Annotated in this window: 17 protein-coding genes and 1 pseudogene; 3 read left to right on the top strand and 15 right to left on the bottom strand. The window is 64.5% G+C overall.

Annotation, left to right across the window (positions count from 1 at the left end; translation table 11 throughout):
- Positions 1-98 precede the first annotated feature (98 nt).
- The 3 genes from NT151_06810 to NT151_06800 form a co-directional block, all read right to left on the bottom strand.
- Positions 99-716 (bottom strand): hypothetical protein, encoded by a 618-nt coding sequence (locus tag NT151_06810; GenBank protein ID MCX6538625.1) that lies wholly within the window; start codon positions 714-716, stop codon positions 99-101.
- Positions 713-1477 (bottom strand): nucleotidyl transferase AbiEii/AbiGii toxin family protein, encoded by a 765-nt coding sequence (locus NT151_06805; protein MCX6538624.1) that lies wholly within the window; start codon positions 1475-1477, stop codon positions 713-715. Before NT151_06805 ends, NT151_06810 begins: the two co-directional genes overlap by 4 nt.
- A 168-nt stretch (positions 1478-1645) precedes the next feature.
- A complete protein-coding gene (locus NT151_06800; protein ID MCX6538623.1) occupies positions 1646-2491 on the bottom strand; it encodes a TIM barrel protein in 846 nt (281 codons plus the stop codon).
- 104 nt (positions 2492-2595) lie between these two features.
- Here NT151_06800 and NT151_06795 point away from each other — a divergent pair, with 104 nt between their 5' ends.
- Positions 2596-3429: a hypothetical protein gene (locus tag NT151_06795; GenBank protein MCX6538622.1), complete on the top strand. Its 834-nt coding sequence runs from the start codon at positions 2596-2598 to the stop codon at positions 3427-3429.
- 110 nt (positions 3430-3539) lie between these two features.
- Here NT151_06795 and NT151_06790 read toward each other — a convergent pair whose 3' ends face one another.
- From NT151_06790 to NT151_06765, 6 genes are all read right to left on the bottom strand, one after another.
- Positions 3540-4337, bottom strand: coding sequence for a hypothetical protein (locus tag NT151_06790; protein MCX6538621.1), 798 nt, complete (start codon positions 4335-4337; stop codon positions 3540-3542).
- Positions 4338-4343: 6 nt separating this feature from the next.
- Positions 4344-5135 (bottom strand): L,D-transpeptidase, encoded by a 792-nt coding sequence (locus NT151_06785; protein ID MCX6538620.1) that lies wholly within the window; start codon positions 5133-5135, stop codon positions 4344-4346.
- Positions 5074-6246 carry a L,D-transpeptidase family protein gene (locus NT151_06780; GenBank protein MCX6538619.1) on the bottom strand — a complete coding sequence of 391 codons (1173 nt, stop codon included), beginning with the start codon at positions 6244-6246 and terminating at the stop codon, positions 5074-5076. The genes NT151_06785 and NT151_06780 overlap by 62 nt, the downstream gene beginning before the upstream one ends.
- Before the next feature lie 97 nt (positions 6247-6343).
- Positions 6344-6934: a hypothetical protein gene (locus NT151_06775; GenBank protein ID MCX6538618.1), complete on the bottom strand. Its 591-nt coding sequence runs from the start codon at positions 6932-6934 to the stop codon at positions 6344-6346.
- Positions 6935-6996: 62 nt separating this feature from the next.
- Positions 6997-8373 carry an O-antigen ligase family protein gene (locus NT151_06770; protein MCX6538617.1) on the bottom strand — a complete coding sequence of 459 codons (1377 nt, stop codon included), beginning with the start codon at positions 8371-8373 and terminating at the stop codon, positions 6997-6999.
- Between the two features lie 234 nt (positions 8374-8607).
- Complete coding sequence (locus NT151_06765; GenBank protein ID MCX6538616.1) at positions 8608-11334, bottom strand: TonB-dependent receptor; 2727 nt, start codon at positions 11332-11334, stop codon at positions 8608-8610.
- 499 nt (positions 11335-11833) lie between these two features.
- On the opposite strand from NT151_06765, the gene NT151_06760 reads away from it, so the two are divergent.
- On the top strand, positions 11834-12289 hold the full coding sequence (locus NT151_06760; protein ID MCX6538615.1) for a hypothetical protein: 456 nt from the start codon (positions 11834-11836) through the stop codon (positions 12287-12289).
- Positions 12290-12928: 639 nt separating this feature from the next.
- On the opposite strand, the pseudogene NT151_06755 reads toward NT151_06760, so the two are convergent.
- Positions 12929-13507: pseudogene (locus NT151_06755) on the bottom strand (alpha-L-fucosidase).
- A gap of 204 nt (positions 13508-13711) precedes the next feature.
- On the opposite strand from NT151_06755, the gene NT151_06750 reads away from it, so the two are divergent.
- Entirely contained in the window at positions 13712-13948 is a 237-nt protein-coding gene (locus NT151_06750) for a hypothetical protein (protein ID MCX6538614.1), read from the top strand.
- A gap of 87 nt (positions 13949-14035) precedes the next feature.
- On the opposite strand, the gene NT151_06745 is transcribed toward NT151_06750, so the two are convergent.
- The 5 genes from NT151_06745 to NT151_06725 form a co-directional block, all read right to left on the bottom strand.
- Positions 14036-17341 (bottom strand): DUF499 domain-containing protein, encoded by a 3306-nt coding sequence (locus NT151_06745; GenBank protein ID MCX6538613.1) that lies wholly within the window; start codon positions 17339-17341, stop codon positions 14036-14038.
- 23 nt (positions 17342-17364) lie between these two features.
- The gene (locus NT151_06740; GenBank protein ID MCX6538612.1) at positions 17365-20775 is read right to left on the bottom strand and encodes a DUF1156 domain-containing protein; all 3411 of its coding nucleotides are present in this window, start codon (positions 20773-20775) and stop codon (positions 17365-17367) included.
- A gap of 18 nt (positions 20776-20793) precedes the next feature.
- Complete coding sequence (locus tag NT151_06735; GenBank protein ID MCX6538611.1) at positions 20794-21432, bottom strand: nucleotidyl transferase AbiEii/AbiGii toxin family protein; 639 nt, start codon at positions 21430-21432, stop codon at positions 20794-20796.
- On the bottom strand, positions 21429-25070 hold the full coding sequence (locus NT151_06730; GenBank protein MCX6538610.1) for a helicase-related protein: 3642 nt from the start codon (positions 25068-25070) through the stop codon (positions 21429-21431). The genes NT151_06735 and NT151_06730 overlap by 4 nt, the downstream gene beginning before the upstream one ends.
- A gap of 421 nt (positions 25071-25491) precedes the next feature.
- The gene (locus NT151_06725) at positions 25492-26940 is read right to left on the bottom strand and encodes a mechanosensitive ion channel family protein (protein MCX6538609.1); all 1449 of its coding nucleotides are present in this window, start codon (positions 26938-26940) and stop codon (positions 25492-25494) included.
- Between the last annotated feature and the right edge of the window lie 3 nt (positions 26941-26943).

Raw genomic sequence — 26943 nt, 5'->3', positions numbered from 1 at the left:
CTGTCGCCGTCAACGACCCGGCCGCGGGAACCCCGTGACGCGGTCTTGTCCTCGGGCTTCTACAGCCCCTCGGCAACTCCTGGCCACGATTCGGACCCTCATCTCCCTCGCTCCTCCAGTAATCGGTCCAACGCGCGGGACACGAGCGTCCGTCTTCTCACCGGCTCGATCCGCTTCACGATCGAACGCGCTTCGCGAACGCTGAAACGTTTCGGCCACTCCAGCTCGGGGAGCGCGCGAAACAGTTTGGACCGCGCCGGTGCGAGGTAAAGAAAATCAACCAGGGCCTTCTCCGGCGTCGCGAGACGACCACCGGAGCGACCGGCGTCCTCGAAGCCGAAGAAGAACGCCGGCTGGACGTGATGAATCGACACGGTGCCGAGCGGAGTCGTGAACCGCCGCGTCCGCGCCAGCGAGACGGCATAGGTCACCGCGGGCATCTGCGAGATCATGCCGTGAAGATAGAGCGCGCTCTGGAGCGAGACGTAGGCCGGAAACGGAGATGTCAGGTACTCGGGCAGTGCGAGCGGATCGACGCGGTTCGGGAGGGCCCAGACACCGCGCCTGAGGCGGATCACCTGGCCGGAGGCCGCCAGGCGCGCGAGCATGACGCTGGCGTGGCCGTTCAGGACTCGCAGACGGGCGGCGGCGTCGCTCGTGGTGAACACGGTCTCGTCCATCGACGCGATCGCCGAGAGCGCGTCCAGGAGCGTCATGGCTGGCCCATCCTGAGCGCCTCGACCACCTCCAGCACGATGGTCTCCCAGACCGACGATGAGTCGTAGCGCGCCTGATCGTCGGGTGGAAGGTAGGCCAGCACCTGGCTCTTGAACATCCCGAAGTCGACCGTCATCGCATTGGCGCTCGCCCGCTCGGCCACCCGCCGGTCGGGTTGTTCCACCGCGCCCGCTGCTCCACCGGTCGCGAGCAGGTGGTGCAGATCGAACACGTCGCGCGCCTGGGTTTCGCGACGTCCCGCGAGCGCACCAACCTTCTGGCGGAACGCCGTCGCGGCATCGTAGTGACTCACCATCAGCGGCGGCAACTGGTACATGCGCGCCACGTTCGCATCGACGCTGCCAAACGTCACGCCTTCGTCCAGGCCGCGCCTCGAGAACTCGATCTTCGTCGGAAGCGGAACGGCGGCGTCCTCTACGCGGAGTGCAAGTTTCCAGCGTTGGGTCGTGTCGGTCTGCTTATGCTCGGTCACGTGGTCGATGCGGATAGCCCTGGCCTCGAGGATCTGGGCGAAGGGCCGCGAAGCGAAAATCTCTCGCACCTTGTCCCGGAAGACGTGGGTGTCCACGTCACCCAGATCGAGGTCCATGTCCTCGGAGTAGCGGATGCTCCGGTGGAAGAAGCGGAGATTGCATCCGTCTTTGACGACGAAGAGCTTCTTGTCTACACGTCGGCTGAGCTGGACGAGAAACAGGAGATGAAACTGTTCGACGAATCGGATGGGTGTGACGGCGTCCATTGCTGTTCCGAAACTAGTAATACTCGTTATAGACACATATGTCAATTACATGTATTACAATGAAAGCACGAAGGCGCACCTCCAAGCCAGATGAGGGATGTCAAACCGTAGCGGCGGGAGGAGAGCCCCGATTCTCTCGACCCTACCGTCGTCTGACAACGCGAGACATCACACGGCCGCCAGCACGCCCCGCACGTAACCGACCGATTCGGCCACGCCCGGAAACGGGTCCTTCTCGTCCTTTTCGTGCTCGAAGTGAATCGTGTTCGAGTACCCGAGCCTGACGAGGGTCTTCAGGAGCTTCGGGATGTCGATGACGCCGCTCCCGATCTCGACGGTGGTGCCCTTCGCATCAGCGGAGCTGACGTCCTTGATGTGCACGTCGAGGAGCCGATCGAAAAACCGCTCGACCTCGACCGCCGGGTCCAGGCCCAGACGCTGCGTGTGGCCCACGTCGATGCAGAGCCCCACGCGGCGATCCATCTTCTCGATCAGCCGGTAGGCGCTCTCGGGGCTCGGGAAGCGCTGATCGTTGGAGCCGTGGTTGTGGACAGCCATCGCGATGCCGGTCTCTTTCACCTTCTGCTCGGCCAGTCCCAGCAGCGGCGCGTCCGGCACGCCCACCATCATGCTGATGCCTGCCAACCGGGCGTACGCGAACGCCTTGTGGACCTCCTCTTCCGTCTTCATGTAGACGACGCCGCACGACGAGAGTTCGACGCCGGCGGCCTTCATCTTCGCGCGCACCGCCTCCATCTCCTGGGCCGTGATGGCCATCGGCAGGTGCATGTCCTTCAACGTGAGCTTCCGCACGCGCAGGCGTGCGGTCATCGCGATCGCCTGGTCCAATGGGAACGAGCGGAACGTGTAAGAGGCGATGCCGAGATCGAACGGCGCACGAGGGGCCGCGGCGCCTGCGGCGGCGAACGCGCGCTCCCCGGCACCCGACATCGCACCGAGTGCCGCCGTGACCGCGGCGAGCCTCACGAAATCGCGTCGGGAATGTTCGTTCATGATGCCTCCACTCTTGCCAGGTGATGTTGATGCCCTGCCGCCTCTGTTCTTCGTCCGCGTCGGCGAAGCGGGAGTAGGCTAGCATATCCGCCAAAGGAGCCCGCATGTCCCTTCTCCGAGCGTTCGCCTGCCTGGCGTTGATCTCCAGTCCTGCTCTCGCCCAGCCCCCTCTGCCCGGCGCCGCCACCGGGGCGAGGGTCGACTACCACGTGCACGTCAAGGGCGACCTCACCCTCGAAGACGCCCTCCGCCGCTCGCGCGAGACAGGCATCGTTTACGGAATCGCCATCAACGGGGGCCTCAACGTCCCCGTCAACAGCGATGCCGGGCTTGAGGCCTTTCTGCGCGAGATGCGTGGTAAGCCGGCCTTCACCGCGTTCCAGGCCGAGGGCCGCGAGTGGGTGCGCCTCTTCTCGAGACAGACGCTCGAGAAATTCGACTACGTCTTCACCGACTCGATGACCTGGACCGACGAGAACGGCAAGCGCATGCGGCTGTGGATCAAGGACGAGGTCGGGGTCATCGCCGACCCGCAGAAGTTCATGGACACGCTCGTCAACCGGGCCACCGGCATCTTCGACAACGAGCCGATCGACATCTACGTCAACCCGACCTTCCTCCCCGAACAGATCGCGGCAGACTACGACACGCTCTGGACGCCCGCACGCATGAAGAAGATCGTGAAGGGCCTTGCCGCGAACGGCATCGCGATGGAGATCAACAACCGCTACCGCATCCCCAGCGCCGCCTTCATCAGGCTCGCGAAACAGTCCGGGATCAAGTTTGCCTGCGGCACCAACAACACGGGCGCCGCCGATCTCGGCCACAACGAGTACTGCGCCCGGATGATCCGCGAGTGCGATCTTCGCTCCCAGGACTTCTGGAGCCCGCCGGCCGACGGCAAGAAAGCCGTCCAGCGCAAGCGGCTGTCCCGATAGGACAGCGACCCTGTTGTGGCGGAAGCGCTGCTGCTGGCGACGGGACCACCAGCACGAACGCCGCGCACACGACGAAACCAGTCACAAGCCGCAGCGGCGGGCGGTCACCTTTAGTCCTTTCCCTCTGTCGGTGTGCGAGCGGGGGACGGGCGCGGCGTGCCTCCCGGCGCTGGCGGGCGGCCCTGCGCGAGGATGACCAGGTGCACGGCGGGCGGCAGGGATCGATACAGCGACGCCGCATCTTTGGGATTCAGCACGATGCGCAACCGGACGGCGTCGCGGTCCGTGCCGAAAACAGCCGCGACCACGTCGTGCCACTTCGCGCTCCACCAGGCACGCAGGCGCGCCAGCCTTCCCGCCTGTGCATCGGCTTCCAACGGGCGAACCTCAATGGATCGCCCCTCGTCGAATCGCACGTGGTACCGCGACGGCACCGGATATAACTCCTCGGGCGTGGAAGGCACGGGTGGAGCCTCCGGCTCGGCCGTGTCCTTGCCAGGCGGAGCGGCCTCGATCACGAGCCGATCAATCTGGCGCGGCGGGTCGAGCTCACCGTGTGACCAGACGACGTCCTGCCACGGCCGCGGATCACGGCGTCTGACCCACGAGACCCGCGGCTGGCCCACCTGCAGCCCGAGTACGGGATAACGCTGGAGCTCGGCGCCGCTCAGCATCAGGGTGATGTCTGAGGCACCAGAGTCGAGCACCAGGTAGAACTGCTTGCCCCCGGCCAGCTCGATCTGCCGCTGCAGGACACTGTTGATCCGCTGGAGCCGCGCCACCTGTGGCCGGATCTCCGAAGGCGACGGCGTCGCCTGGCCCTTCGCGCACGTCGTAACCGCGAGGCCGGCGGCTCCCGCGACGATCATTGCCAGACAGGTTCGCATGAACGCTCGATGGTTCGTCATGACGTGTCAGTAGATGTAGATGCGCGTGCCGAGCCGCGCATTCGCCCAGACCTTCCGCAGGTCGTCACGTCCGACGCGGACGCAGCCGTGCGACACGGCCCGGCCCAGCAGGCGCTCGTAGAGCGTGCCGTGGATCATAAAGCCGTTGCCGAAATACAGGGCGTACTCGCCGAGCGATCCCGACTCGAGCCGGTCCGCCGGGTTGATCGGGATCGGCTGGCCCTCTTCGATGAAGGCCCAGTCGGGCTTCGCCCACACCGGATTGCGCCACATCGCCAGGACCTCGAACCGGCCGCGGGGCGAGTCGAACACCCATTCGCGCTTCTTGCCGCCTGTCTCCTTCAGCACCATCCCCGATCCGGCCGAGCACCTCGCCTCGAGCAGCGTGTCGTCATCGCGTTTCAGGTAGAGCCGGTTTTGGGTCTGGTCGATGACGATGTAGACACCTCGAGGGGCGGTGGTTTTCAGTCGCGCGGTGAGTTCGCGAAACCGCCGATCCAGGCGCGCGGCAAGTGGCTTCAGTTCCCCATCGCCGGTCGGGACCTTGCCCGAAATTGTCGCAGGCCCGTCGATGAATGGCTGGTAGCGGTAGCCGGTGCCGGCCCACGCGATGCCGACGAACAGCGCGGATATCGCTACCGCGACCACCGCGCGCCGGTCGAATCGGACCTGGACGAGGCGGCGCAGCGCCCGCGTGATCAAACCGGCCACCGGAGGCGCGGCGACCGGACCGGGCTCAGGGCCTGCGGTTGGTGGCGTCGCGCCGGTGCTGGTTGGCAAACTCGGCAATGGGTCCATAGGTGTCGCTCCCAACGATGGTCACGGGTGTGCCCACGCTCACGCGGCCGAACAGGTTGTCGATGTCCGGGTTGGTCACGCTCACGCAGCCATTGGTCCAGTCGTACTGGCGGCCGCCTCCGCCATGGATTTCGATGAGCCCGCCGATCCGGGCCGACGCCGGGATCTCGCCGCGGCGGTGCGCACGGCCGAACTCCGCACGATCCTCGGCGTTGGGATAGTCGATGAGCAACGCCTTGTAGTAGTCGGAGGCCAGGTGGTCCATGCGCGCCACGACGCGGTACCGTCCCTCGGGCGTGGCGCCGTCCCCTTCCTGGAGCTTGTCGGCGATCCAGTTGAAGCCGAGCTCGACGGTATAGCTTTTCACAAGCTCGCCATGCACGAAGAGCGTCATCAGGTGCGCGTCTTTCACGACCACGATGGCCGCGCGCCCCTCGCGCCGCGACCAGGCGATGGTCTCGCTCTTCCAGCGCTGCCATCGGGCGACGGTCTCGGCGTCGGCATACCGCGCCGCGACAGCGGCGGCGTGGTCGCGCACCCTCTCGGCCAGCGATGCCGCATCCCGCGCGCGCGCCGCTGCGGTCTCGAGCGCGCCCGCACGCTGGTAGGCACGTGCCTCATCGAGCACTGTTCGCGCCGTGGCCAGCAGCCATCGCCCGGGCCCAAGGTGAATCGTCGCCGCCACCAGTTCGCTGGCCGACAAAGCCGCGCGGGCCTCTTCAATCTGCGTGCTCGCGGAGCGGGCCGCCTCGGTGCGGCGGCTGCGCGCCGATGTCGCTGCTGCGTGTGCTGCGCGTTCGGCGGCAAACCAGGCGTCGACCACCGGTGCCGCGTCGGGTATCGGCCAGGCGCGCACTTGCTCAACCCTTTGGCTGGTGAGCGCGTCACGTGACGCCAGCTCGGCGGCCGCCAGCTCGTCGGGGGCCCAGCGCATGGCATCCTCGGCGCGGGCGGACCGTACGGCGGCACGCGCGGCGTCCGCCGCCGTCTGCATTACCGTCTCCCGGCGCGAGGCCACGGTTCGCACGGCGAGGTACGCCCCTCCCAGGAGCAGTACGCCGACAACCGCCACGGCCAGCCTGCGCCACATGTGGCGGTCACCGCGTCGCATGGGGCTCTCTCCGCACGTCGTTGCTGTCCTGCGGGAATCAGGAACCCCGGGAGAGGCGGAGAATCACGCCTCTGCACCGGGTCCCTTCAGGTGAGTGCTACTTCTTCTTGGCCGCCATGGCTGCCTCGACGGCCGTCTTGACCGTCGTGGCCGCGTTCTTGGCCGACTCCGCCTTGACCTTGGCGTCGAGGTATTTCACGTTGCCGAGGGCCGCCTTGGCCTCGGAGATCGTGGTCGCCGCGGTGGTCAGATCGGTCTTCATGGCGGCGATGTCAGCGGCCGAGCCCTTCCCCTTCGGCGCCTTGTCGAGCAGGGCCTGGGCCTCGGTGAGCGCGGTCTTGGCGTCAGCGATCGCCAGGGTGGCATCCGCCTTGGCCTTTTCTTTTCCGGCGGCGGCGTCCGTCGTGGCCTTCTCACCTGCGGCCTTTGCGGCGACCGCAAGTGCCTTGGCCTTGTCGAAAGACTTGAACGATTTGCCTTCCTGGGCCTTCAACTCGGCGTCGAGCGCGGCCTGGGCATCCTGGGCGGCCGTGAACGACGCGGCGGCGTATTCACCCGCGCCCGCCGTGCCGGCGTTGGTGATTGCGGTCTTCGCTGCTTCGATGTCCGCGGTCGGGGGCGTGGCACATCCGCCCACCGTCACGGCAAGACCCAGAACAAGAATGAGGAATCCGAAACGAACACGCATGGTCTGTCTCCTTTGATCCGCGCCCTGCAAAAGCCCCACTGGCCTCCGGAACGCTCCTAGAATCATACGCCTGTCTGCAGGTCATGGGGCGGCTCGACATCAGAGACGGCGCTGCGTGGTGCGACGCGGTCGACCCGGCTCACCTCCGCCACACGCGCCGCCATGATCGCGAAGAACCACCAGTAGTGACGGCAGTTGAGCAGGTCGGTCGAGATCGCCTCAATGAGCAAGGCGGCCCCTGCTCCCGCGTAGGCAGCGGCCTCCCATCGCGGGAGCTGCGGCGACCTGAGCAGCCGTCTGATGGCGAGGCCCCCCGTCACCAACAGCAGCGCGAGCGCCAGCAGTCCAGGCGCGCCAAGCTCCGCCACCGGCCCCAGGTAGGTGGAGTGCGGGAACGTGATCCACATCGACGTGGGGAATCGCCCCTCGCGCTGCAGACGCGCCGCGAAGGCGGGCTGCTGACCCGGGCCCACGCCCGCGGGCCAGGCCTCTTCAATCGCGATCAGGCTCGCCTGCTTGTTGTAGGCGTAGGTCGTGGGCATCAGCAGCCACGACTCTCCAGACCACTCGAACGACGCGACCGGCCGGCCGCCGACAACCTGTCCAACGCGCCACCGCTCCACCTCGGCTCCGCGCACCAGCATCAGGTGCGAGCCCGCCGTGAAGACGACAGCCACGACCAGCGACACGGCGCCTGCCAGCCACATGCGCCGTCGAGCCCGGGCGCCGCGATCGGCTGCGCCCGGGCGTCGACCCGAGGCCCACATCACGGCCACCGCCGCCACCGCGCAGAGCGCCGTCTTCGACAGGGTGGCGGCGAGCCCGAGGATGATCAACAGGATCACGGCCGTGTCGCGTCGACGCCATCCGTGGTTCAGCCGGTTGCCGATGAACAGCGGTACCGCCAGCAGGAGGATGCTGGCGAGCATCTGGGGACCTGCCGTGAAGGCCTGCGCACGCGGGGCGTGCTGCAGGTACGGGACGAGCGTCCACACGATCGTCGCCAGCCGGGTCGGCGCGCCACACCACGCCAGAACCACTCCGATGAGGCCGAGCACCGCAGCCACGGCTGCCGACCTCCCATACCATTCGCCAACTCGGCTTACCAGTTGTGGCGTCGCCGTGAGTCGGACGGCGGCGTACAGGCCGACCAGCGACACGGCGCCGAGCGCTTCGCTGAGCGCCCCCGCATCGGTGAAACGCAGGCGGCCGGTGGGCGTCACGACGGCAACCACATTGGCGATGAGCCAAGCCACCGCGGCGGCGTCACTCGGCACGGGCTGCCAGCGCGCCTGCCCCCGCCACCACCGCACGGCGGCCGCGGTAGCCAGTGCCAGGAACAGGATTTCAGGCGGCTGGAGCTTCGTGCCCAGCCACGGCAGCGACCAGATGCGGTGAAACGGCAGGACGAAGAGGTAGGCCATCCACAACGCGGTCACACGTCTACCTTTTTTGCGGCCTCCAGGACTCCTCTGATTGGCACGGCGAATCCTACCACCGATCCCAGTTCAGTTCGTCCTTGGGACGTTCGTCAAGGGACTTGCGCGTGGGCCTTTGCGACGGGGTACCGTCGAGAATCGAACAACGCGGCTCGGCGCGCTCGCGGTCGAACTGCGGTGCGCTCGTCAACGAGGCGTGAGGAATTGGTTTGGGCACTTGCCCCGGCAAGCCGATCAGAAACCGATCTTTGCGAAGAAGTTGACTGTCCGGCCCATCAGCGTCACGTCGTTGACGATCGACGTGCTGCCCAGCCCCTGGTAGTCGCGGAACCAGACGTTGCTTCGGTTGTAGACGTTGAGCACGGACACGCCAAGTGTACTCTTGACGCCGGCCATTCGGAATTCGCGCTGTGTCGAGAGGTCAAGCCGGTGATACGCCGGCAACCGCTCTGAGTTCTTCGCGCCGAAGGCGGGCTGGTAGACCACCAGCCCGCTCGGCCACCACGCCTGCCCAACCCCACTGACTGGTGTGGTCGGCCGCCCGGAGGAATACACCCACGTCGCGCCCACGGTCCATCGCGCGCCGATGCGCGCGATGTCCGCGACCTTGACTTCATGCGTCTGATCCTGAGACCCAGGGAACACGTTGGCCTCGAGCGTCGGAAATGCGTACTCGGCCTTGCTGAGGGTGTAGCTGATCCAGGCGTTGTTCGAACTCGATTTCTGCTGGAGGAGCACTTCCATCCCCCGCGACGTTCCCGACCCCAGGTGCATCGCGTTTGCGCCATCGTCGAGAGGCGCCCCGGCCATCAATCGAGGGGCGAAGATCGCCAGGTCGTCGAGCGCCTTGTAGTACACCTGAACGTCCATGAGGAAGGTCGACGTCTCGAGACTGCCGCCGCCAAAGATCTGTCGGGAACGCTCCACGGGCACCGTGGTTCCGTCGGCCAGCGTCCAGAAAGCACTGTCGCCTTGCACCAGATCCTCGTGCGTCACACGATTGGCGAACTGGTGGTCAATCCCCCACCCGCCTTTCACTCGTGCCAGGGACGTCGCCTGGTAGCTGAAGCTGAGCCGAGGCTCGACATACGATGATCCCGTGACGTCGTAATGCGTCACGCGCACACCTGGCGACAACATGAACCGCGCACTCGGACGCCAGCCATCCTGTGCGAAAACCGTCGTCAGTCGGCCGGTGCCAGACCGGTCGAGCAGGGGACCGAGTTGCTCATCGTACCCCCCGTCCGGACGCCTCCCGGTGATGGCTTCCCGCGTGGCGGCATAGCCGATGTCGAGCGCCGTCATCTCCCCGCCGAGCGACAGCGCGTGCGCGAATCCGAGAGCGATCGACGAATCGAGTCGCACGGTGGTGTCGCGAATCTGGGTGGCGTCAGTCGACGCGTTGTTCCCGCCTCGACGGACCGCCATCGAAAAGTCCTCGCCGGTGGAGGGATCCGTCACCATGGACGCCCGATCTCGATGGTCCGAGTACTCCGAGCGGCCGACGGTGAGCGTTGTCGTCGTAGAAGACGACCACTGGTGAGCCCAACTGCCGCCGACGCCGCGCGACGTCCAGTCCTGCACATCAGCGCTCTGTGAGACGGCGGTGGACGGCAGCGCCATTCCCTCGTTCGCCAGGGCGGTGATGGTCGAGCTATCCACCGGCAGATCCCGGGAACGATCGAGAACGCTCATGGCGTCGTACACGCTGACTGACAGGCGGTCCGTGCTGCTGGCTTTCAGTTCGAACTTGCCGTTGAAGTCGTGGAACTGGGACTCCGACGGGGCTCGGAGAATCCCGCCGCTCCATGCGACCGGGCGACCACGGGCCGCTTGTTTGCCGCCGATGTCCATCAAATCGAGGACATTGTCGTAGAGCGAACTCGGATTGGATCGTCGGGCTGCCAGAAGGAGGGACGCACGGTCGCCGAGCGGCACACTGACAAGGCCTCCCAGACCGAGCATACTCATGTCCACGAATCCAGTCGGCCCGGCCGCGGCCTTCGACTGGCCCGTCAGGCGAAGGGTTCCTGACAGCCGACCGCCGTCGCCGGCGGTGACATTGCTCTTCGTGAAGTCCGCTGCCTGGATGCCTTCCATGTTCACGGCGCTGTAGAAGCCGAACAGATGATCGACGTTGTAGAGCGTGATGCCGTCGTAGGTGATGAGCGTCTGGTCGGACGTGCTCCCGCGAACCATGAGGTCGGTTGAGGCTTCTTGCGTTCCCGCCACGCCCGGCAGCAACTGCACGGCGCGGAAGACGTCCTTCTCAACGAGGCTGGGCAGACCCTTCACCTGCTCGGGACGGAGGGTTCTGCCATCGGATTCTCCGAAGGTGTCGAGATTCGACTTTCCTGCGGACCCGGACTCGGACGGCGTTGCCGAGGCCTCTGTGAGGCTGAAATCAACATCGAACACCCGCGCAGCCGGCACCACCACTTCCTGTGTGGCCGTCTTGAAGCCCGTGGTACCGGCGTGAACCACAAGGGGAACGCCGGACGGCATGCCCGTCAAGACATATCGACCCGCTGCATCTGTCATGACGCTCAATTTCGGTTCGTCGACCGTGATACTGACTGCGGCGAGCGGCCGGCCATCAATCGTACGCACGATGCCTCGGACGTCGTTGAATGAGACCGCGCTCAGTACGGGAGGCAGAGGCCTCTCCTGGAGATCAATCTGCTCGACCCAGCGGGACACGAGCGAGAACGCCCAGGCCATTTCACGTCCGCCCTGCAACGCCGTGACTTTGACGCGGCTGCCCGCCTTCACATCATCGAATCCGTAGCGGCCTTCTGCGTCCGTGGAGGTCTTTCGGATCGGCGGGTCGAGCACAACCATGGCTCCGGCCACTGGCGCGCCGGTAAGACTCCGCACCACACCCTCCACTCGGCACTGCGCCACTGCCTCGCTGGCGAATGTCAGCGCCACCGCAACGCTCAGCATTACTTTGGTCCACATGCCAATCATTCCCTCGATCGCAGATTTGGACGGCCTCACCTTCCGCACCGCAACCACGCCTGCGGGGGCCTCAAGCGCACGTCCGACGACACGTCGATCGCCGCCAGGAGCGATCCGCGCACAGTGTTTGTCAAGGCACACCGCGTCCGAACCCTGAACGGCGGGAGGCCTCGCCAAACCTGCAAGGAATGCACCAGCTCACACGCTGTCTCCGATCTTCAAGCCGATTCAATGGCGTGACGCGCACGCGCGTCGTGGAGACGCGTGGGGACTCCGCATCCGGGCCAATCGGCAGGGTTCTCCTTGTCACCTCCCGGAGACGCTCCTGTCCTCCCACTGTGACGAACCACAGCCTGGAAGAACCAATGTGTCATGGCGATGCCACCGGCGTGCCACACAGCAAGCCCCTTCGGTCACACCAAACACGCCTGAGCCCGCGGCGTGGTTCTTGCAGCCCGGACGCTCGACTCTGAACAATTGTTCGCTTGGAGAGAGCAACATGACACGCTTTGCTGCGCGCGCGTTCGTCGTGGGCATACTCACGATGGCTGTATCCGTGCTTTCCGCGGCTTGCGGCGGAGGGACAACCGCCGCCGCTTTGACAACCGCCGCCACTTTGACGGCGCCCACGCCCGTCAGCACGACGGAAACCTATTCCGGCACACTCGCGCAAACGGGCGTTGATACCTACCCGTTCGCTGCCACGGTCACGGGCGCCATGACTATTGGTCTGACCGCCGTGGGCCCGCTCGCGACCCTATCGATTGGCGTCGGCATCGGCACATGGGATGGCACCACCTGCACGTTGATCGCGAAAAACGACAACTCGAAGGCCGGACTCGTGGCGTTGAGCGGCACGGCGGTCGCAGGCAACTTCTGCGTGCAGGTGTACGATTCCGGCAATATTCCTGACAGCACCTCAGTCACCTACACCGTGCAAGTCGTACATTTCTAATCGGGCTTGGTCATCTCGGACGCCGCTGGGTGAACGCTGACGCTGGTTCGCCGGCGGTTGTCGGCCAGATCGAGGGGAGCAAGCGCCCTTCGATGAACTCAGCGCGGCCCGAGGCTCTCGAGGGCCGAAGCGAGTCGAAGGACTCCTCCACCAACAACCTCGCGAACTGGCGACGCGCGACCGATGTCACGCCGAAGCCTGAGGGGCGAGGGCGGACCTCCTTTCCCGTCGCCGACCCAACACGTCGTCTCTGGATGACCCGGAGTCGTGCAATATGGTCCTCACTCCACTGCCGACTTGCGCCCTCGCCGCGAAGACTGCGGGTGTTTCATGGATGACAACGGACCGCGACACGCCCACGTCCTGCAACACGATATCGACCTGATCCTCCAGATTGGGTTGCAGATCAACGCCGAGCACGATGTGGACCGGCTGTTGAATCTCACCGTGCAGGCCATCAAGGAGTCGCTCAAGTACTCCACCTGCGCAATCCTGCTGAAGGAAGGGACGGACCTCGTCATTCGAGCGGTCACCGATTACCCAGAAGGCATCATCGGCCACCGCATTCCGATCGGCACGGGACTCACCGGTCGTTGCGCCTTGAGCCGGGTGGAGTCGCTGGTCCCTGAACTGAGCAAGTCGCCGCGCGGCCTCATCGGTCGCGCAGCGCGCGCCATCCGGGTGATGCCAATCCATGAGCGAGTAGTAGAACCCGACGCGCAGTCCTTCGGCCCGCGCGGCATCCACGTACTCGCGCACGAGATCGCGGCCAGGTCCCTGTTTGGGCGCGCAGTAGCTGGTCGTCTGGGTGTCGAAGAGGCAAAAGCCTTCGTGGTGCTTCGTCGTCATCACCATATACTTCTGGCCGGCCCGGCGGGCGAGCTTCGCCCAGTCGCGCGCCGCGTTTGGCTTCGGCTGGAATCGTCTGGCGAACTGCTCATACTCGGCAACCGGAATCGCCTCGTTTTCCATCACCCATTCGTGGCGTCCAATAACGCTGTACACGCCCCAGTGGATGAACATCCCGAAGCGCGCGTCGTGCCACCATTTGATGCGGCGGGCGCGGTCCGCCGCCTGCGCGGGCGAGTCCGGCGCGGAGGCGGGTGTCTGCGGATGCAGCACGGGTCCTGCTCCAGTCGCGCGAGCAGCCGCCGCCGTTGCCAGACCGCCGGCCGCCAGCAACTTCAGTGCGCTTCGTCGCGAGGGTCGAGTGATCATGTCAGACGCTCCTTGTGCCAACGGCGGGGATCAGATGCTGAATCGAGTGACGCCTGCCTGGTTCCCGGTTTGCACGATTGGGACAACCGTCGCCGGGGTGTCACCGCCCGGCGCTCCCCGGCGATGGCGGTTCTGGTACCATGCCCTGACGTTGAAGCCAAGTTGCCTCAGCGCTCGAAGCTCCTTCGATGGTTTGAGCTGCTGGTGGAATCGCAGTGCGCTCAGAACGCCAAACAGGATCAGCTGTTCAACGCGGTGGCGAGGCTGAACAACAACTACGAGAGTCGCGTCAGCAAGGGTGAGGCCGGCCGGGAAGTCTACGGCCTGCCGTGCGCGGCGACGGCGAGCAACCCGGCAGAGGCCAGGGCGATCGAGCAGTACCTCGACATGGTGTACAAGAACCTGGGATTGACGAGACCGCCGACTCCGGTCGTCCGGTAGCCAAGGGCGCCAGGGGGTCGGGACACACTGTCACGAGCCGTCACGATCAGGATGGCGTCCCGGTTGCGCTCGGACGCATTCGGGCTTCTAGCGAGTCTTGAGTCCCGGTTCGATCTTGTCCAGCATCGCGTTTACGGCGCTCGTGACGACGGCGTCTGGTACCTTCTTACCGCTGATCTCCACGGTAACTCTGAAGCGGAGTTCGTGCCCGGCTGTTACCTTGAGCAACTCCGGCAAAACGTCAACAAGATCTTGCAGTTGATCCGCCCGTAGCGACACCACTTCGGGCTCTTGTTTGACGGATTCTCTCGACTGGGGCGACCGCCTGACCATCGAGACCTTGAGCGATTTCGCACCCGCGTAATCACATGGCCAGGGTCCGGAGTCCGGGGTTCGTTCGAGCAGCCCCGCACGGAACGCGGAGTCGAGCGCGGCAGCCACCGTCTTCCATGGCAGTGCGGGCCCGGTCTCATCGGAAAGCGCGGCCGTCAACGACCAGCCGTCGATACAGCCGTCTCGCCACGCCTCGGGCAGCTGTTCGGGGAGAAGCGACAAGGGAGACAACGGCGCCGGCGGTCGCCGGAGTTCTGCCGAGTCGGTGACCAACCCAATGGGCACATCCTCTTCGAACAGGCTGGCTGGCCCGTTGCTGAGCCACAATCGCCCGTCACCGACCGACGAACGAATTGCCTCATCCACCACCGTGGAATCGGCTTTCGGAACCGGCACCGGTTCGTCATATCCTCCACGCGACACGCGCATCGTATGCCGGCCGTCAAAGAACTGCCGCACGGTTCCGACGGTTACGGGAGCCGACACACCAACGGGCCACAAGTCGTCAATCGCACCAGGACACACCAAGTCCGCCGAGATGCCCGCGAGTTCGGCCTTGTCCGGCAGCACCAGTTCCAGCCGTGGATCCTCCAGCGCGTCTGCCTCAATCGTCTGGCGCCACCACGTCCGCAGAGACTTGTCCGGGCGCAGCAGGCGCGCGACATAGAAGCCCTCGGAACATCCATGGGCAATGGTCTCGACGATCGCATCGCGCCGCAACATCTTTGGCAGGTGTGGAAAACGTGCGAATGCCCCAATCAGGTCCTTGGCCCAACGCGAGTCCTCGCCTTCGCGCCACAACTGATAGGGCCCGCCAGGAAGCAACGCATCAGCACTGATCGCCGTTTCCTCGATTCGCGAGCGATTGTCAGCTTTGATCGCACTGAACAGCGGGCCGCTCGGTGGCTGTAGTTTGAACGCCTGAATCTCGTCGTTCTCACTGACCGTGACGACGATGCAATACGCCTGCTGGATGGTGTCCGTCACCCGACCGAGGGCCGCTGCGGTGTAGGACAAGAGGTTTTGATGGCGGATGGCGTCGAGTTTGTGGCCTCCGCTTGTCAGTGTGTCCCCGACACCTAGCCACGCCAGGTGGTCTCGCACGGCTGTGCGGGCTGCCATGATGCCGTCGCGAGATGGCACCGCCAGAACGATCGCGTTGCGTTCCTTGCGGGGACGATCGGACGCCGTGGTTTCCTGAATAAACCGCCGCGCCTCCGGGCTGGGCTTCCCCGATTCAGATGCAGCTGCGGGGCCCAACACGACAAAGCGGAACTGCCCGTCGTCTTCGACCAGGGCCGGCTTCTCCGGGAGGTTGTGGACACGAGCGCCAGCCTGAGTTGCGGTAGCGGTCAGGCTCTTGGTCCTTCGGATCTCCTCAAGCAGGCGGTCTTCTGCAAGTTCCTCTGACACGCGGGTCTTCGCATCCGCGTGCATCTGCTTCAGGTTTGGCGTCGAGCCCAGCCGCCACACCGATGGAGGCGGCTTCAGCCCGGCATCGTCGACACCACCGGCAGATACCGTCTCATCAAGGAACCATGACGTATCGAACCATCCGCACAGCGCCTTGCGGAGTTCGATCTTGTCGGGACGCGTCGTACCGACAAGAACGAGAAGTTCTCGCAACTGGGCCTTTTGTCCGGACGGCTGGGAGTGCAGGAAGGTGGCAATGACGGCCTGTTCGACTTCCCGGTGTTTGAGGCTGGTGTAGTCGGTCTGGACCCGCTGCGCCTTGTCGAGCTCACCGGCGAGGATGGCGGTCCATTCCTGGCGCTTGCCTTCGTAGACTTCGACAGTCGCGACCTGCGTCAACTCACGCGCAGCCTGGGAAACGACGTCACCATCGGCTGGTCCGAGGAACACGCTCGGACCGACCAGCGGCGACCAGTCACCCCACCGTTCGGCGTCCCGGAGCGCCTGCGCGAAGGTGCGGAGCACACCACGGGTTCGCTGGAAACCCTGGAGTTGTGTCCACTTGCTGTAGAGAACCTCCGTCAGGTCCGGATGGAACGGGTAGCTCGCCAGAAACCGCTCTTCAGCGTCCTTCTGAGACTTCTTTGTCTCGTCGTCGAGATCAATAACGCCCTTGAGCGCGTTGATCACGTGCGAACGGAACTTGGCTGGGTTCTCGAGAGACTCGGGAGTGAAGAACCTGCGTCGCAGCACCTCGGCGACGTCCTTCTTCCCGACAGGCTCGACACCTGCCTCGCGCTCGCGCCTGAAGATGTCGTACAGCTCGCCGGTGATTTCCTTTCCCACCGAGTCGCTGCGGTCCGGATCGGTGGCCAGCAAAGAGGCAACGATGCAGCACCGGTCGACCTTGGTAGCCGCCTGGGTAAGGTACTGGAAGAAGTTCTTCAACCGTTCGCGCCAGCCTCCGTCAACGTCCACCGCCACGCGGGCGAACATCAGCACTTCGTCAATCAGGAGCAGTGTGGACTTGCCGCGGGTGAGCGGCATCTTGAGCAGGTCGGCAAGCGTGTTCTCGGCCGGCGGCGACGTGCGTTCTTCGTCCTTGCTGTCCCTGTGGAGCATTCGAAGCCCGTCCGCCCCCCCCAACTGCCATGCCAGCGCACTCCAGGGCTGGCGGAGCATTCGGACGTTGCCTTCGGGGCTTCGGACCTCGATGCCCTTTTCAACGTCGAACTTGTCGAAGGGAAGCATGGCCACCTGTGTGGCGGGCGCGTCGATCCCGACGTGCGCGCGGAACTCCCTCACGCTTTGGAGGTCGGGCAGCCGCGCGGGGTCGTTGACCAGGTGAAAGAGCGTAATCAGCGCATGCGTCTTCCCGCCACCGTAGGTGGTTTCCAGTTGTCGGACAGCTTTCTGGTTCTTCGCCGCAAGGCGCTGAACGACGTCCTTGGCCAGTTCTCGGAGGGCCAGCGTCGGAAACGTCAGCGCAAAAAACTCGGCCGGATCTTCGTAGATGCGCCGTGTCCCGCGCTTCATCACTACGTCGTAGAGATCCGCCGCGAACTCGTTGAGCGCGAGTTCTCCCGTCTTGATGTCCTCGCGCAGTGTCACCACCTTGTGCCACGGCGTCCACGGCAGCTTCGTCATCGCCTCACCCTCTTTCCGTACAGCTACTCCTGGTCTCCCAGCCGATCCAGGAGCGATTCGGGAGCCTGGCCTCGGGCCTGGAGGTGATTCGAAACGGCCTCCAGGACCCGGCGTTCTTCCCCGCCGTCCGTCGACAGTTCGACCAGGGCCTGCAGCACCTGCCGGAAGACCTCGCTTCTGCGAAGACCCTGCCGGTCCACGTACTCGTTCACTTTGGTGACGTCGCCCTCGACCCACACGTGCATCAGGTGGTGCACCATGTCGATGAGAGGGACGACACGCGGGCGGGTCGATTCGTTGGCGGTCGGTCCCGGACCGCTGTCGAACAACCTGCCGCCCAACTCTTCGTCGCGTTCGCGTCTGGTGCGGGCCCGCTCGGCCACCGGATCGAGGCCGAGATTGGATCCATGGCGATGTTTCCAATTCTTGAGTTTGAAGGTACTGCCTGTGCCTTCAGGTGCTTCGTCGTCTCCGGCATCGTCGACTTCGTCTGGCTCGTCCTGGTCCTGTTGAACTCCGCCGGTACGCGCGAGGATGTCGTACCGGTCTGCCAGTTCGTGTTCGGAGAGGTTGCAGGACACGGCGTAGAGGATACATGCACCTGCGGGGGCATCGTCCATTTTGAAGTCGTGACGATGCAAGAGGTAATACGTCGTGACGTCGTCCAGGCTCGCGGCCGCCGACTCCGCAGCGTGCGCGTCGATGTGGCTGGCCTCACCGAGCACACGGCCGACGACGAACTCCACCACGAGGCGCCGGACGGCGCGCAGGAACTCCGACACTGACATGACGGCGCCCTGCTCGTTGGCCTTCTTGACGATGGGGTGCTTACTGAAGGCTTCCATCGCGGGGCCCGTCGCTGCCCAGACGAAGTCGGGGCCACTGATGCCCGAGTCCCAGAACTCCCGCAATTTCAGTCCGATGTTCTGGCGCATTTCCTGGAGCACGAGGTTGTCCCAGCCAGGACGAGCAGCCTCGGGGCGCTTGCGGCAAACGAGCCACACTGACGAGGCAAGCGCAGCGGAAGACAGCGCTCTGGTCCGGTTGCTCATCTCCGTCCTGATTGGCCAGGAACCCACGACCGTGAACCCTGTTCGGATGAGAGCTGATACCAGCGTTTCCCACGCAGCGGGTTGCTTGTTGGCGAAGACCACAACAAGACGACCGTCGGGGTTCAGTGCGTTCCCGGCCGCCGCAAACGCTCGCGCCATACCGTCTTCGTAGACCTGCTTCGACTTGGCTCCGTCGCCGCCATGCCGACTGGGATCGTCGATCAACTCCCCATCGTTGGTCGCGTGGTCCCACTTGGGCGAGAGCTGACCTGAAAACACTGCGTCGATGTCCGGCGCGAGGCCCCAGAGGGAACGACGGAGCCAGACATAGAAGAAGTCCATGAGATCCGAATACGGAATGGCATCGTAGTAGGGTGGATCGGTGAGAACCAGATCGAAGCCGGCACCGACTGAGCTCATGGCGCTCTGAGCGAGAACCGTCGGTTCCGGCGCGGTCTGACCTGACGCGAGCGCGTGCGGAATGAAGCGGGTGACCCATTCAAGCGCGCCGCTGTATCCCCCTGTCGTTTCGCCAATTGGATTCACCTCCGTGAAGTCCCATAGGATGGGTAAGGCAAACCGAACAAAGGTGTGGCTGAGTTTCTCCCCACTGATATGCCAACTGCAGACTGCGCTGCTGTAGTCGGCAAGTCTGTCAGTGCACACGGCAATGTACGCGCGGATGGCCTGCTGCCACTCGGGCCCACACATCCCAAACAGTTCTGTCCGCTGCATCGCGCGACTCGCTCGAACAAACGAGCCTAGCGCCAGGAGTTGGCGTTTTCCGAAGAGGTCGCGCCATTTGGTTTGTCCGTAGAGATGAACGGTGAAAGGCGAGCCGCCGGTCTCCCGACTGCCTCCTTTCGGGACGGGCTCGTCCGGAATGCCGAATGGGATCTCGGCGAAGATCCTCTCGATTTCGGTATCATGCGGCACCGCTGCTGAGAGCTCATGCTCGGTTGGGAGTCGATACTCTTTCCCCGAGGGACCGTCGACGACAACGGCGGTCATGAGCGACCCCATCCGGCCAGCAGAGGCTTCGGCCCTCAGGTCGCCGCTCTCCATCGCCACGGTATCGGGCTTTCCGCAGCACGGACACCACGCCCCTGCGCGACTCATCGTTCCCTGGCCCAACTTGCGGTCGTGCTCGCGCTTCTGCGCGTTGTTGCCCCCCGTCGAAGCGACGCCAGATGCCACGCCGAAGACCACGCCAGTCCTGTCCTCGTTCGGGATCATCGTCAGGAGAACGCGCTTGGTGCCTTTCTTGGCGAGCCAGCGCGTCTTGAGGAGCGGAATGGTGGCGCGGCAGTTCTTGCACGTGACTGTTCGGGCCCACAGGTAAGCCACTGGAGGCTTCGCCACCCAACGCGGGTTCCGTTCGTCCTCGAGAAACTCCGGCGTCAGGTCCACGTTCATGGATGCAACGTCCGGCGTCCCCTCGTCTTTCGCGGCGATCAACGTCAGGGGCCGCCACTCGTCTGGGTGCTTCTCACGCCATTCGGCGACATCTCTCAACGGCTGCCAGTCCGCGTAGACCGGGTAGTACTTCGCCAAGTCGCGGCGCGCTTCCCGAAGTACCCACCAACCCCAGGCCCGAACGTGCCAGGCGAGATCTGCTTCGAGTGTGTGTTCTTCGATCTCCAACCCTTCAAGAACGGGATGATCGTCGTTTGTGATTCTTCGAGTCCTCCTGGCCGGGACCGAACCGCTGGCGTTGCTGGCGTCGTCGAGGTGGAGCTTCCTGAGTTGCGTGCGCAGCATGGCGCCCTTCAAGCCCTGAGCCTTGAAGAACGACTCCATGAATTCGCGGTCGGTCCTCACGAAGTCCGGCAGTGGTCGCTTCTGTCCAGCCAGCTTCTGTGGATATTCCAGCGTGCACTTCAGGATGAACCAGGCAACCGGGTTGATATCGATCGCCGTGGCTTCGCATCCAAGGCGCATCGCCTCCAGGGGAATGGCCCCGCCGCCGGCGAAGGGGTCCAGGACACGCGGCGCACGTCCACCGTAGGCCTTCCTGATTTCCTCCCGGAAGAAGTCGAGGTCGGCCTTGTTCTCGGTCTCACGCCCCCAATGAAGGATGCCGCCCGTGGTTTGCTTGACAATGCGTTCTTCCGAGGCGCCGCCCGGGCCGGGCTTGCGCATCAACACTTCCTCGACGCGGCCACCGATTCGCTCACACAGCTCGCGACGTTTCTCGGAGGTACCCGGGTCAGGCAGCAGTGTGGCGATCAGGGCCGCGCGACAAGCCGCCAGCGGCCGCCGGGCGGGCCAGATGTGCAGCGTCGAGATGTGCCCGTGCCGAACGCTCTTCTCGTGCACGGAGTCAATCGACGTCTGCTCCAGAGGAAACGCGACTTCGATTAGCCGGGGTCGGTCAGTCATGAGGACGTAATCCGGTGCCTACAAACGTGTCAGGGCCTGAAGTTCGGCGAGAAGACGGTTCCTGAGATCGGGCCACGAGAGCGCCACCAGCATCTCCGGCATTCGTTCTCTCTCCGCGTCGTCGAAGTACACGAGGCCGCGCTTGACGGAGATCGTTTCTGTCATTCGGAATTTCGCCTGGAAATCCGCCAGCATGACCTTCAGGTCGCCGCCGCGGCGAAGCAGTTCGTAAATGTCGACGAAGTCCTTGCGAGAGCCTCGTTGCGCAATCGCCAACAGCTTCATGGCAGCCAGGTCGCGCACTGACGCGATCCTGGCGTTCGCCGCAGGCCAGTCCAGGGTCTCGTCGAGCAGCGGGTACGGATAGTCGAAGAACGACGCCTTCACGCCTTGAATGCGTCCCAGCAACGTGCCCGAGGCCACGTCGTCGATCTCCAGCGCAAGGCCCCCAGTCCCAATTGCCTCGACAACGGCCTGCGATACCGGCCCAGGAGTGGGGACGAACCAGTCGAAGTCCTCCGATCGACGATGACCGACGTGCAGCGCGATCGCAGTACCACCGGCCAGGTAATAACCGAATTTTGAAGCGACCGCCCCGAGCTGGGCGATCATCCCCTGCTGGGTTCCGGTCAGGATCTCTTCGTGGAACTCGATCACTGCTGGCTCCTTGCGCCCCAGGCACTCTCACGCGCTATCTCAACCCACGGATCCACTTCAGCGGCCGACAAACCAAGAACGGCCTGCCAGAAGCGAAGCTGGCGTTGGTCGATGCCGCGGCCCTGGCGTAGACGAATCCAGTCGGCTAGCGCCGCGTCCCCGGCTGTGTCCCGGATCCATCGAACGGCGTCGTCTCCTCCGTGCTGGAGCACACGGCCGACGACGAGATCGCGGTCAGTGGGCCATCGAAGCGCATCGAAGGCGTGGTCCCAGAACAGCGGACGCAACGTCTCAGGCAACACCTTCGACGCAGACGCCGACATGTCGGCCACTTCGCCCACAGCCAGAATGGCGGCATCGTCGATGGTGACACCGCGCGAGCGCACCAGCAGCTGGGCAAAGGGATCCTGTACCCGGACGAGTCGTGGGCGGGCGGAGGCGCAATCAAAGACGGCATACAGCCAGTAGCCTGACCGCAGATTGCACGCACGCGCCCATTCGTTCTCCGATACTTCGACATCGCCTTGCGTGGCGCGCCCTTTCACCTCGATGGCCCGCTGTTCACCGCCTGGGTAGATCGCGAGCAGGTCAAACCCCGGGTAGTCGCCCAGCCCAAGAGCCCTGGCGCGGGGAGGCGTCGAAACGTCCTTGACCACGGCGCCGGCAGCCTCCTCCCAAGCGCGTGCGACTTCCATGGCGGCCGCCTCGACCTCGGCGTCGTAGTGCCTCTGATCCTCGGGAACGCTCGACGGCACGACGAGCGCCTTCGCCAGGATCCTGAACGGACCCGCCTTCACCCGCTCCGGTTCGGATCTCAACTCGGCGAGCGCAGCCGCCTTGCGACCCTCGGCCGCGCGCTGCTGCTCTTTGACGCGGTCGAGTACGACCCTTGCACCAAGCTGGCCGTGCTGAACCTTCTCCGTCAGCCTTGCCCGCTGGCGGGCCAGGTCAGCAGCCTGCAGGTCGTAGGCGGACACCAGGAGGTCCTCACGTTGGCTCAACGTGCGGAGGATCTCGTCCTTGCGCCCGTCTGCCGCCGGTTCCACCAGATGGGTCCGTAGGTGTTCCTCCGCCAGCGTCTGCATGTCCGCCGATCGTGATGCCAATCTGCTGGCTGAGGTGGGAAAACGGTCCGCTCCGCGTAGCAGCAGAATCTGCTCGAGCGGGCTTGTCTCAACTGAGCCGTTCAGAAGCACCCGCACCGCAGTGACTTCGGTCTGAAGTGTGCTGGCTTGGGAAGCCAGTGAGACGGCGTCGGTGCCAGCCTCGACGAGCTGCCATTCCGCCACGAACAGGAGGTACGGTTCTCGCGCACACGGGTCCACGAACGCCCCCCCACGAGCAGCGTCGGTTGCACAACGCCCGAGCACCGCGTGACGGAGGTATTCGAACACGGGCTCGCCGGGATGGAGGAAGATCGCGGGAGACGTCGGGTCCGGTCGCGCGACGCTCAGTCGCCCACGCACCGACGCCGGGTACGATTCCATGGCTTCCAGCATCCTGTCGGTGGCTCCAGCTCGCAAGGGACGCAGCGCGAACACGCCTTCGAGATCCCCATGGATGCCGAGATCCATCACGGGCGCCGCATGGTTAATGAACTGACGCACGTAGCCGGGAAGAAGCCGTCGCAGCGTCTCGCGCGCGGTGACCGCTCGGAGACGCGCGAGATGTGGCTTGACGTCACCGCCTTCGCCGAAGAGGGTCCGTTCGCGCGCGTCTATCGCTTCAACCTGGGCTCGCGTGAGCACTCCTTCAATTCGTGAGACACCCGGTGTCGCATCCCCGTCGATGGCTGCCAGCGCCATGTACTCGGCGATGGGCACATTCTCGAAGAGGCGCCCAACGACATCGAACACCTTGTCGGATCGCATCTCGCGACGAATGGCCTCGAGTTTGCGCAGAAGGGTCCCAATCACCTGCCCCTCGCGCGTCTGGTTGGCGACGAGGTTGACGATGACCACATCGTGTTCCTGGCCGTATCGGTGGATCCTCCCCATCCGCTGCTCGAGCCGGGCGGGATTCCAGGGCACGTCGTAGTTCACCATGCGCCAGCAGAACTGCAGGTTGATACCTTCTCCAGCCGCGTCAGTGGCGACCAGCAGTTGAGCCCCACCCTCCTCTCCGGGCTTGCGAAAGCGTTCGACTTCGGCGTCGCGTTCACGGTAGCCCATCCCTCCATGGATGGAGGCGACCGAATCGGTGAAACCCATCGCCTCGAAGCGCTGAATGAGCCACGCAAGCGTGTCACGGTGCTCGGTGAAGACAATGAGCTTTTGGTCCTTGAAGTCGGCGCCCAGGATCAGTTCGCGTAGGGTCTCAAACTTCGACTCGTGTCCAATCGCCAGGACGCCGCGAGCAAGGTGGATGAGGCTCTGCACTTCTTGTCGCTCCGCCTGAAGATCGGACATCGACGTGACGAGCACGAGTCTGAGCAGTTTGTCTTCCTCACCCTCATGCGATTCGCGGTCCCCATCGGCGGACTCATCATCGGGGGTGCTCGTGTCAAACGGGTCTTCAAGCCCGGACAGTTTCTGTTGCGCCGCACGGATCTGCTCGACAGACAGGCGGCCCTCGCGCACCTGCGCGACGATCTCGTCGAGGCATTCGAGGCGGCGCTCGAGGGATCTGAGCACGGCGTACGTAGAGCTGGCCAGTCTCCGCTGAAACACGCTGAGAGCCAGGCGGGCCGCCGACTTGTTCAAGATGCCAGCGCGGTTGTAGAACCCACGCATGTATGCGGTGACGCGGTCGTAGAGTGCCTGCTCGCTGACATCGCCTGGGGTCAGATCAAACCCAAGCGTGTCGGACCGTCGCTCCGTGTAGAGTGGCGTGCCGTCGTAACGAACCATCTCTTCCTTGGTTCGCCGAATGAACCGTTTGGCTCGTTCCTCTGTGGGAAACAAGGCGAAGGCGTCAGAGGTCGAGAGCACTTCGGGTTCCAGCAGCCGCCACAAGGCGTAGTAGGGAAAGTCCTTCCCCATGTGAGGGGTGGCCGTCAGGAGCAGCAGGTGCCGCACCGACCAGTGCAACGTCCACCGATCGTCATCGGATACCGCACCCGCAAGCGCTTCAGCGAGCCTGTAACGGTCCGTCTTATGAATTGTCAGATCAGCGTCTCTCGACGAGGACAGTTTGTGCGCCTCATCGAAGATGACGAGGTCGTAGGGTTCAACGGCCGGGTCCTGAAGTCGGCTGAACATGGGCTGGCCGGCGAGCGTGTCGAGGCTGCAGATGACCTGATCGCCAGCCTGTCCAGTAAACGGATTCTCGCGCTTTGCGTCCGAGCCGCGTACGATCCCGAAACCGAGGTTGAAGAGCCGGCGAAGTTCTCGTTCCCAGTTCCCAACCAGGCCGGCGGGAACGACGATCAGGACTCGCTTTAACAATCGGCGTGCGAGCATCTCCCGAATGTAAAGGCCTGCCATGATCGTCTTGCCCGCGCCCGCATCGTCTGCCAGAAGGAAACGGAGGCGCGGCAAGATGAGCATGTGCTCGTACACCGCGAGCCGCTGGTGTGGCAGCGGGTGAATCAGCGACGTCTCGATGGCGAACACGGGGTTTGCGAGGTGTCCAAACGACAGGCGTTCGGCCTCCACGACAAGCCGGACGCGATCTGGATCGCCAAGGTAGTCAACCACTGGAGGGGTGGAACTCTGGTGAGCAGCTGGACTGGCAACGTGAGCCGGACCTAGTTCTGACTCCAGTTCTCTTAGGCGCTTGACGGCGAGATCCGAAGGTTGAACGTGGCCGCGCTCCCACCGGTTGACGGTGACGAACGAGACTCCCAGCCGATCAGCGAGTTGGGCCTGCGTGAGCTCCAGCCGATCTCGCAATCCCCTGATTCTGCCGGACGAAGCTGACACGTCGGCCACCTGTGTGTCACCTCAGAAGCAATATTAGTTCATGGGTTCATAAATAGCAATTTCTAGCATTGATACTATCTGGATGTGTATTAACATGTGCTTATTTCGGTTTTGGTATTGGCAGTTCAGAATGTTCAGCCCAGCCGCGCTGTCGCGCGCCCAGGGCAAGCACGAGCGCGACGCGACCCGCGTGCCGTTAGGTGGGAATTCTGAGGAACTTCCTGATACGTCCAAGGAAGCTCGTCGCCGATTCCGCCGGCGCGGCGGGAGTGGCTGTCTCCGAACGCCGCTGGTCGATCTCGCCCCGGCGCTTCATCACGGCCGCCGCAATCACGTCGAGCACCGCGGGTTTCTCGAGCACGAATCTCCGAAATGCCTCGGAGGTCAACTCGACCAGCGTGCAGTCCTCGAGCGCGCGAACCGTCGCCGTGCGAGGACTCCCCGTGAGCAGCGACATCTCACCGAAGAAGCCACCCGCCCCGGTGACCGCGAGCGGGCGTCCATCCGGCTCGAGCACGATCTCGACCTTACCGCTCGACACGACGAACATCGAGTTCCCTGGCGCATCCTGCCGCACGACGACCTCGTGCGCCGCGTAGAGCCGCCCATCGCAGAGAGCTGCGAGTTCGAGGCGATCGGCGTCGGTGAGCGACTGCAGCAGTTCGACCTGCGCGAGCGAGGCCGCGATGCGCGGGGTCGTGTCGGGCGAACGCCCGGGAACCTCCTCACGACCGTACTGAACCTGGATCGGCCATGGAATCTCGATGTTCCGCCGGCGGAAGACGTACCAGATGGACGTCCGCACCTGGCTTCTGGCGGGTTCGTCGCGGGCATAATCGTCGATCCAGAAACGGGCCCGATACGTCACGGCCGACGGACCGAAGTCCAGCAGCACGACATCGGGCTCGGGCAACGCCAGCACTAGCGGGGCGTTCCTCATCGCTTCGGCAATCGCCGCCTTCACCTCGTTGGGGGGCGCATGATACGACGCGCCCACGTCGATGAACATCCGCGTCGGAATGATGGGCTCAGAAAAATTGACGATCGCCTCCTTCGACATCACGTTGTTCGGCACGATGACGAAGGTCCCCGCCTTGGTGCGCAGTTTGGTCGCGCGCCACGTAATCTCCTCGACGCGCCCCTCGTGCTCGCCAACCCGGATCCACTGCCCCGCCCGATACGGCTTCTCGGTCTGAATCGCGAGACCGGCGAACGCGTTCCCGAGCGTATCCTGCAGGGCAAAGCCCACGACGACCGCGCCAACGGCCGAGGTCGTCAGGAACTTCTCCTGCAGCACCGCGGTGGCGACGACCAGGAATAGCCCGACAATGATCGCGTCCTGGACGATGTTGGGAAACCGGCCCGGGATTCGATCCTCGCGCAGCGGGTTGATGGAAACGACCACCACAAAGTTGATGGCCGCGAGCGCGGCGAGCAGGTTGTCGATACCCGTGACGTCGGCCACGAGATCCGGCGGGACCAGACCGGCCACGCGAAGGGCCGATGCTGCCAGCGACGCAAAACCGGCTATCAGCGTCAGCAGCAGCTTTCGCTGGACGAGCCGATTGACGGTCACGACCCGGACCGCGACGGCCAGCGCCAACAGGGCGATATCGGCGACGATGTGAAACGTGAGCGTGGGCACCGT

This window comes from Acidobacteriota bacterium, assembly GCA_026393675.1.
Taxonomy (GTDB): Bacteria; Acidobacteriota; Vicinamibacteria; order Vicinamibacterales; family JAKQTR01; genus JBAXOX01.
This window is presented reverse-complemented; position numbering and strand designations above follow the sequence as displayed.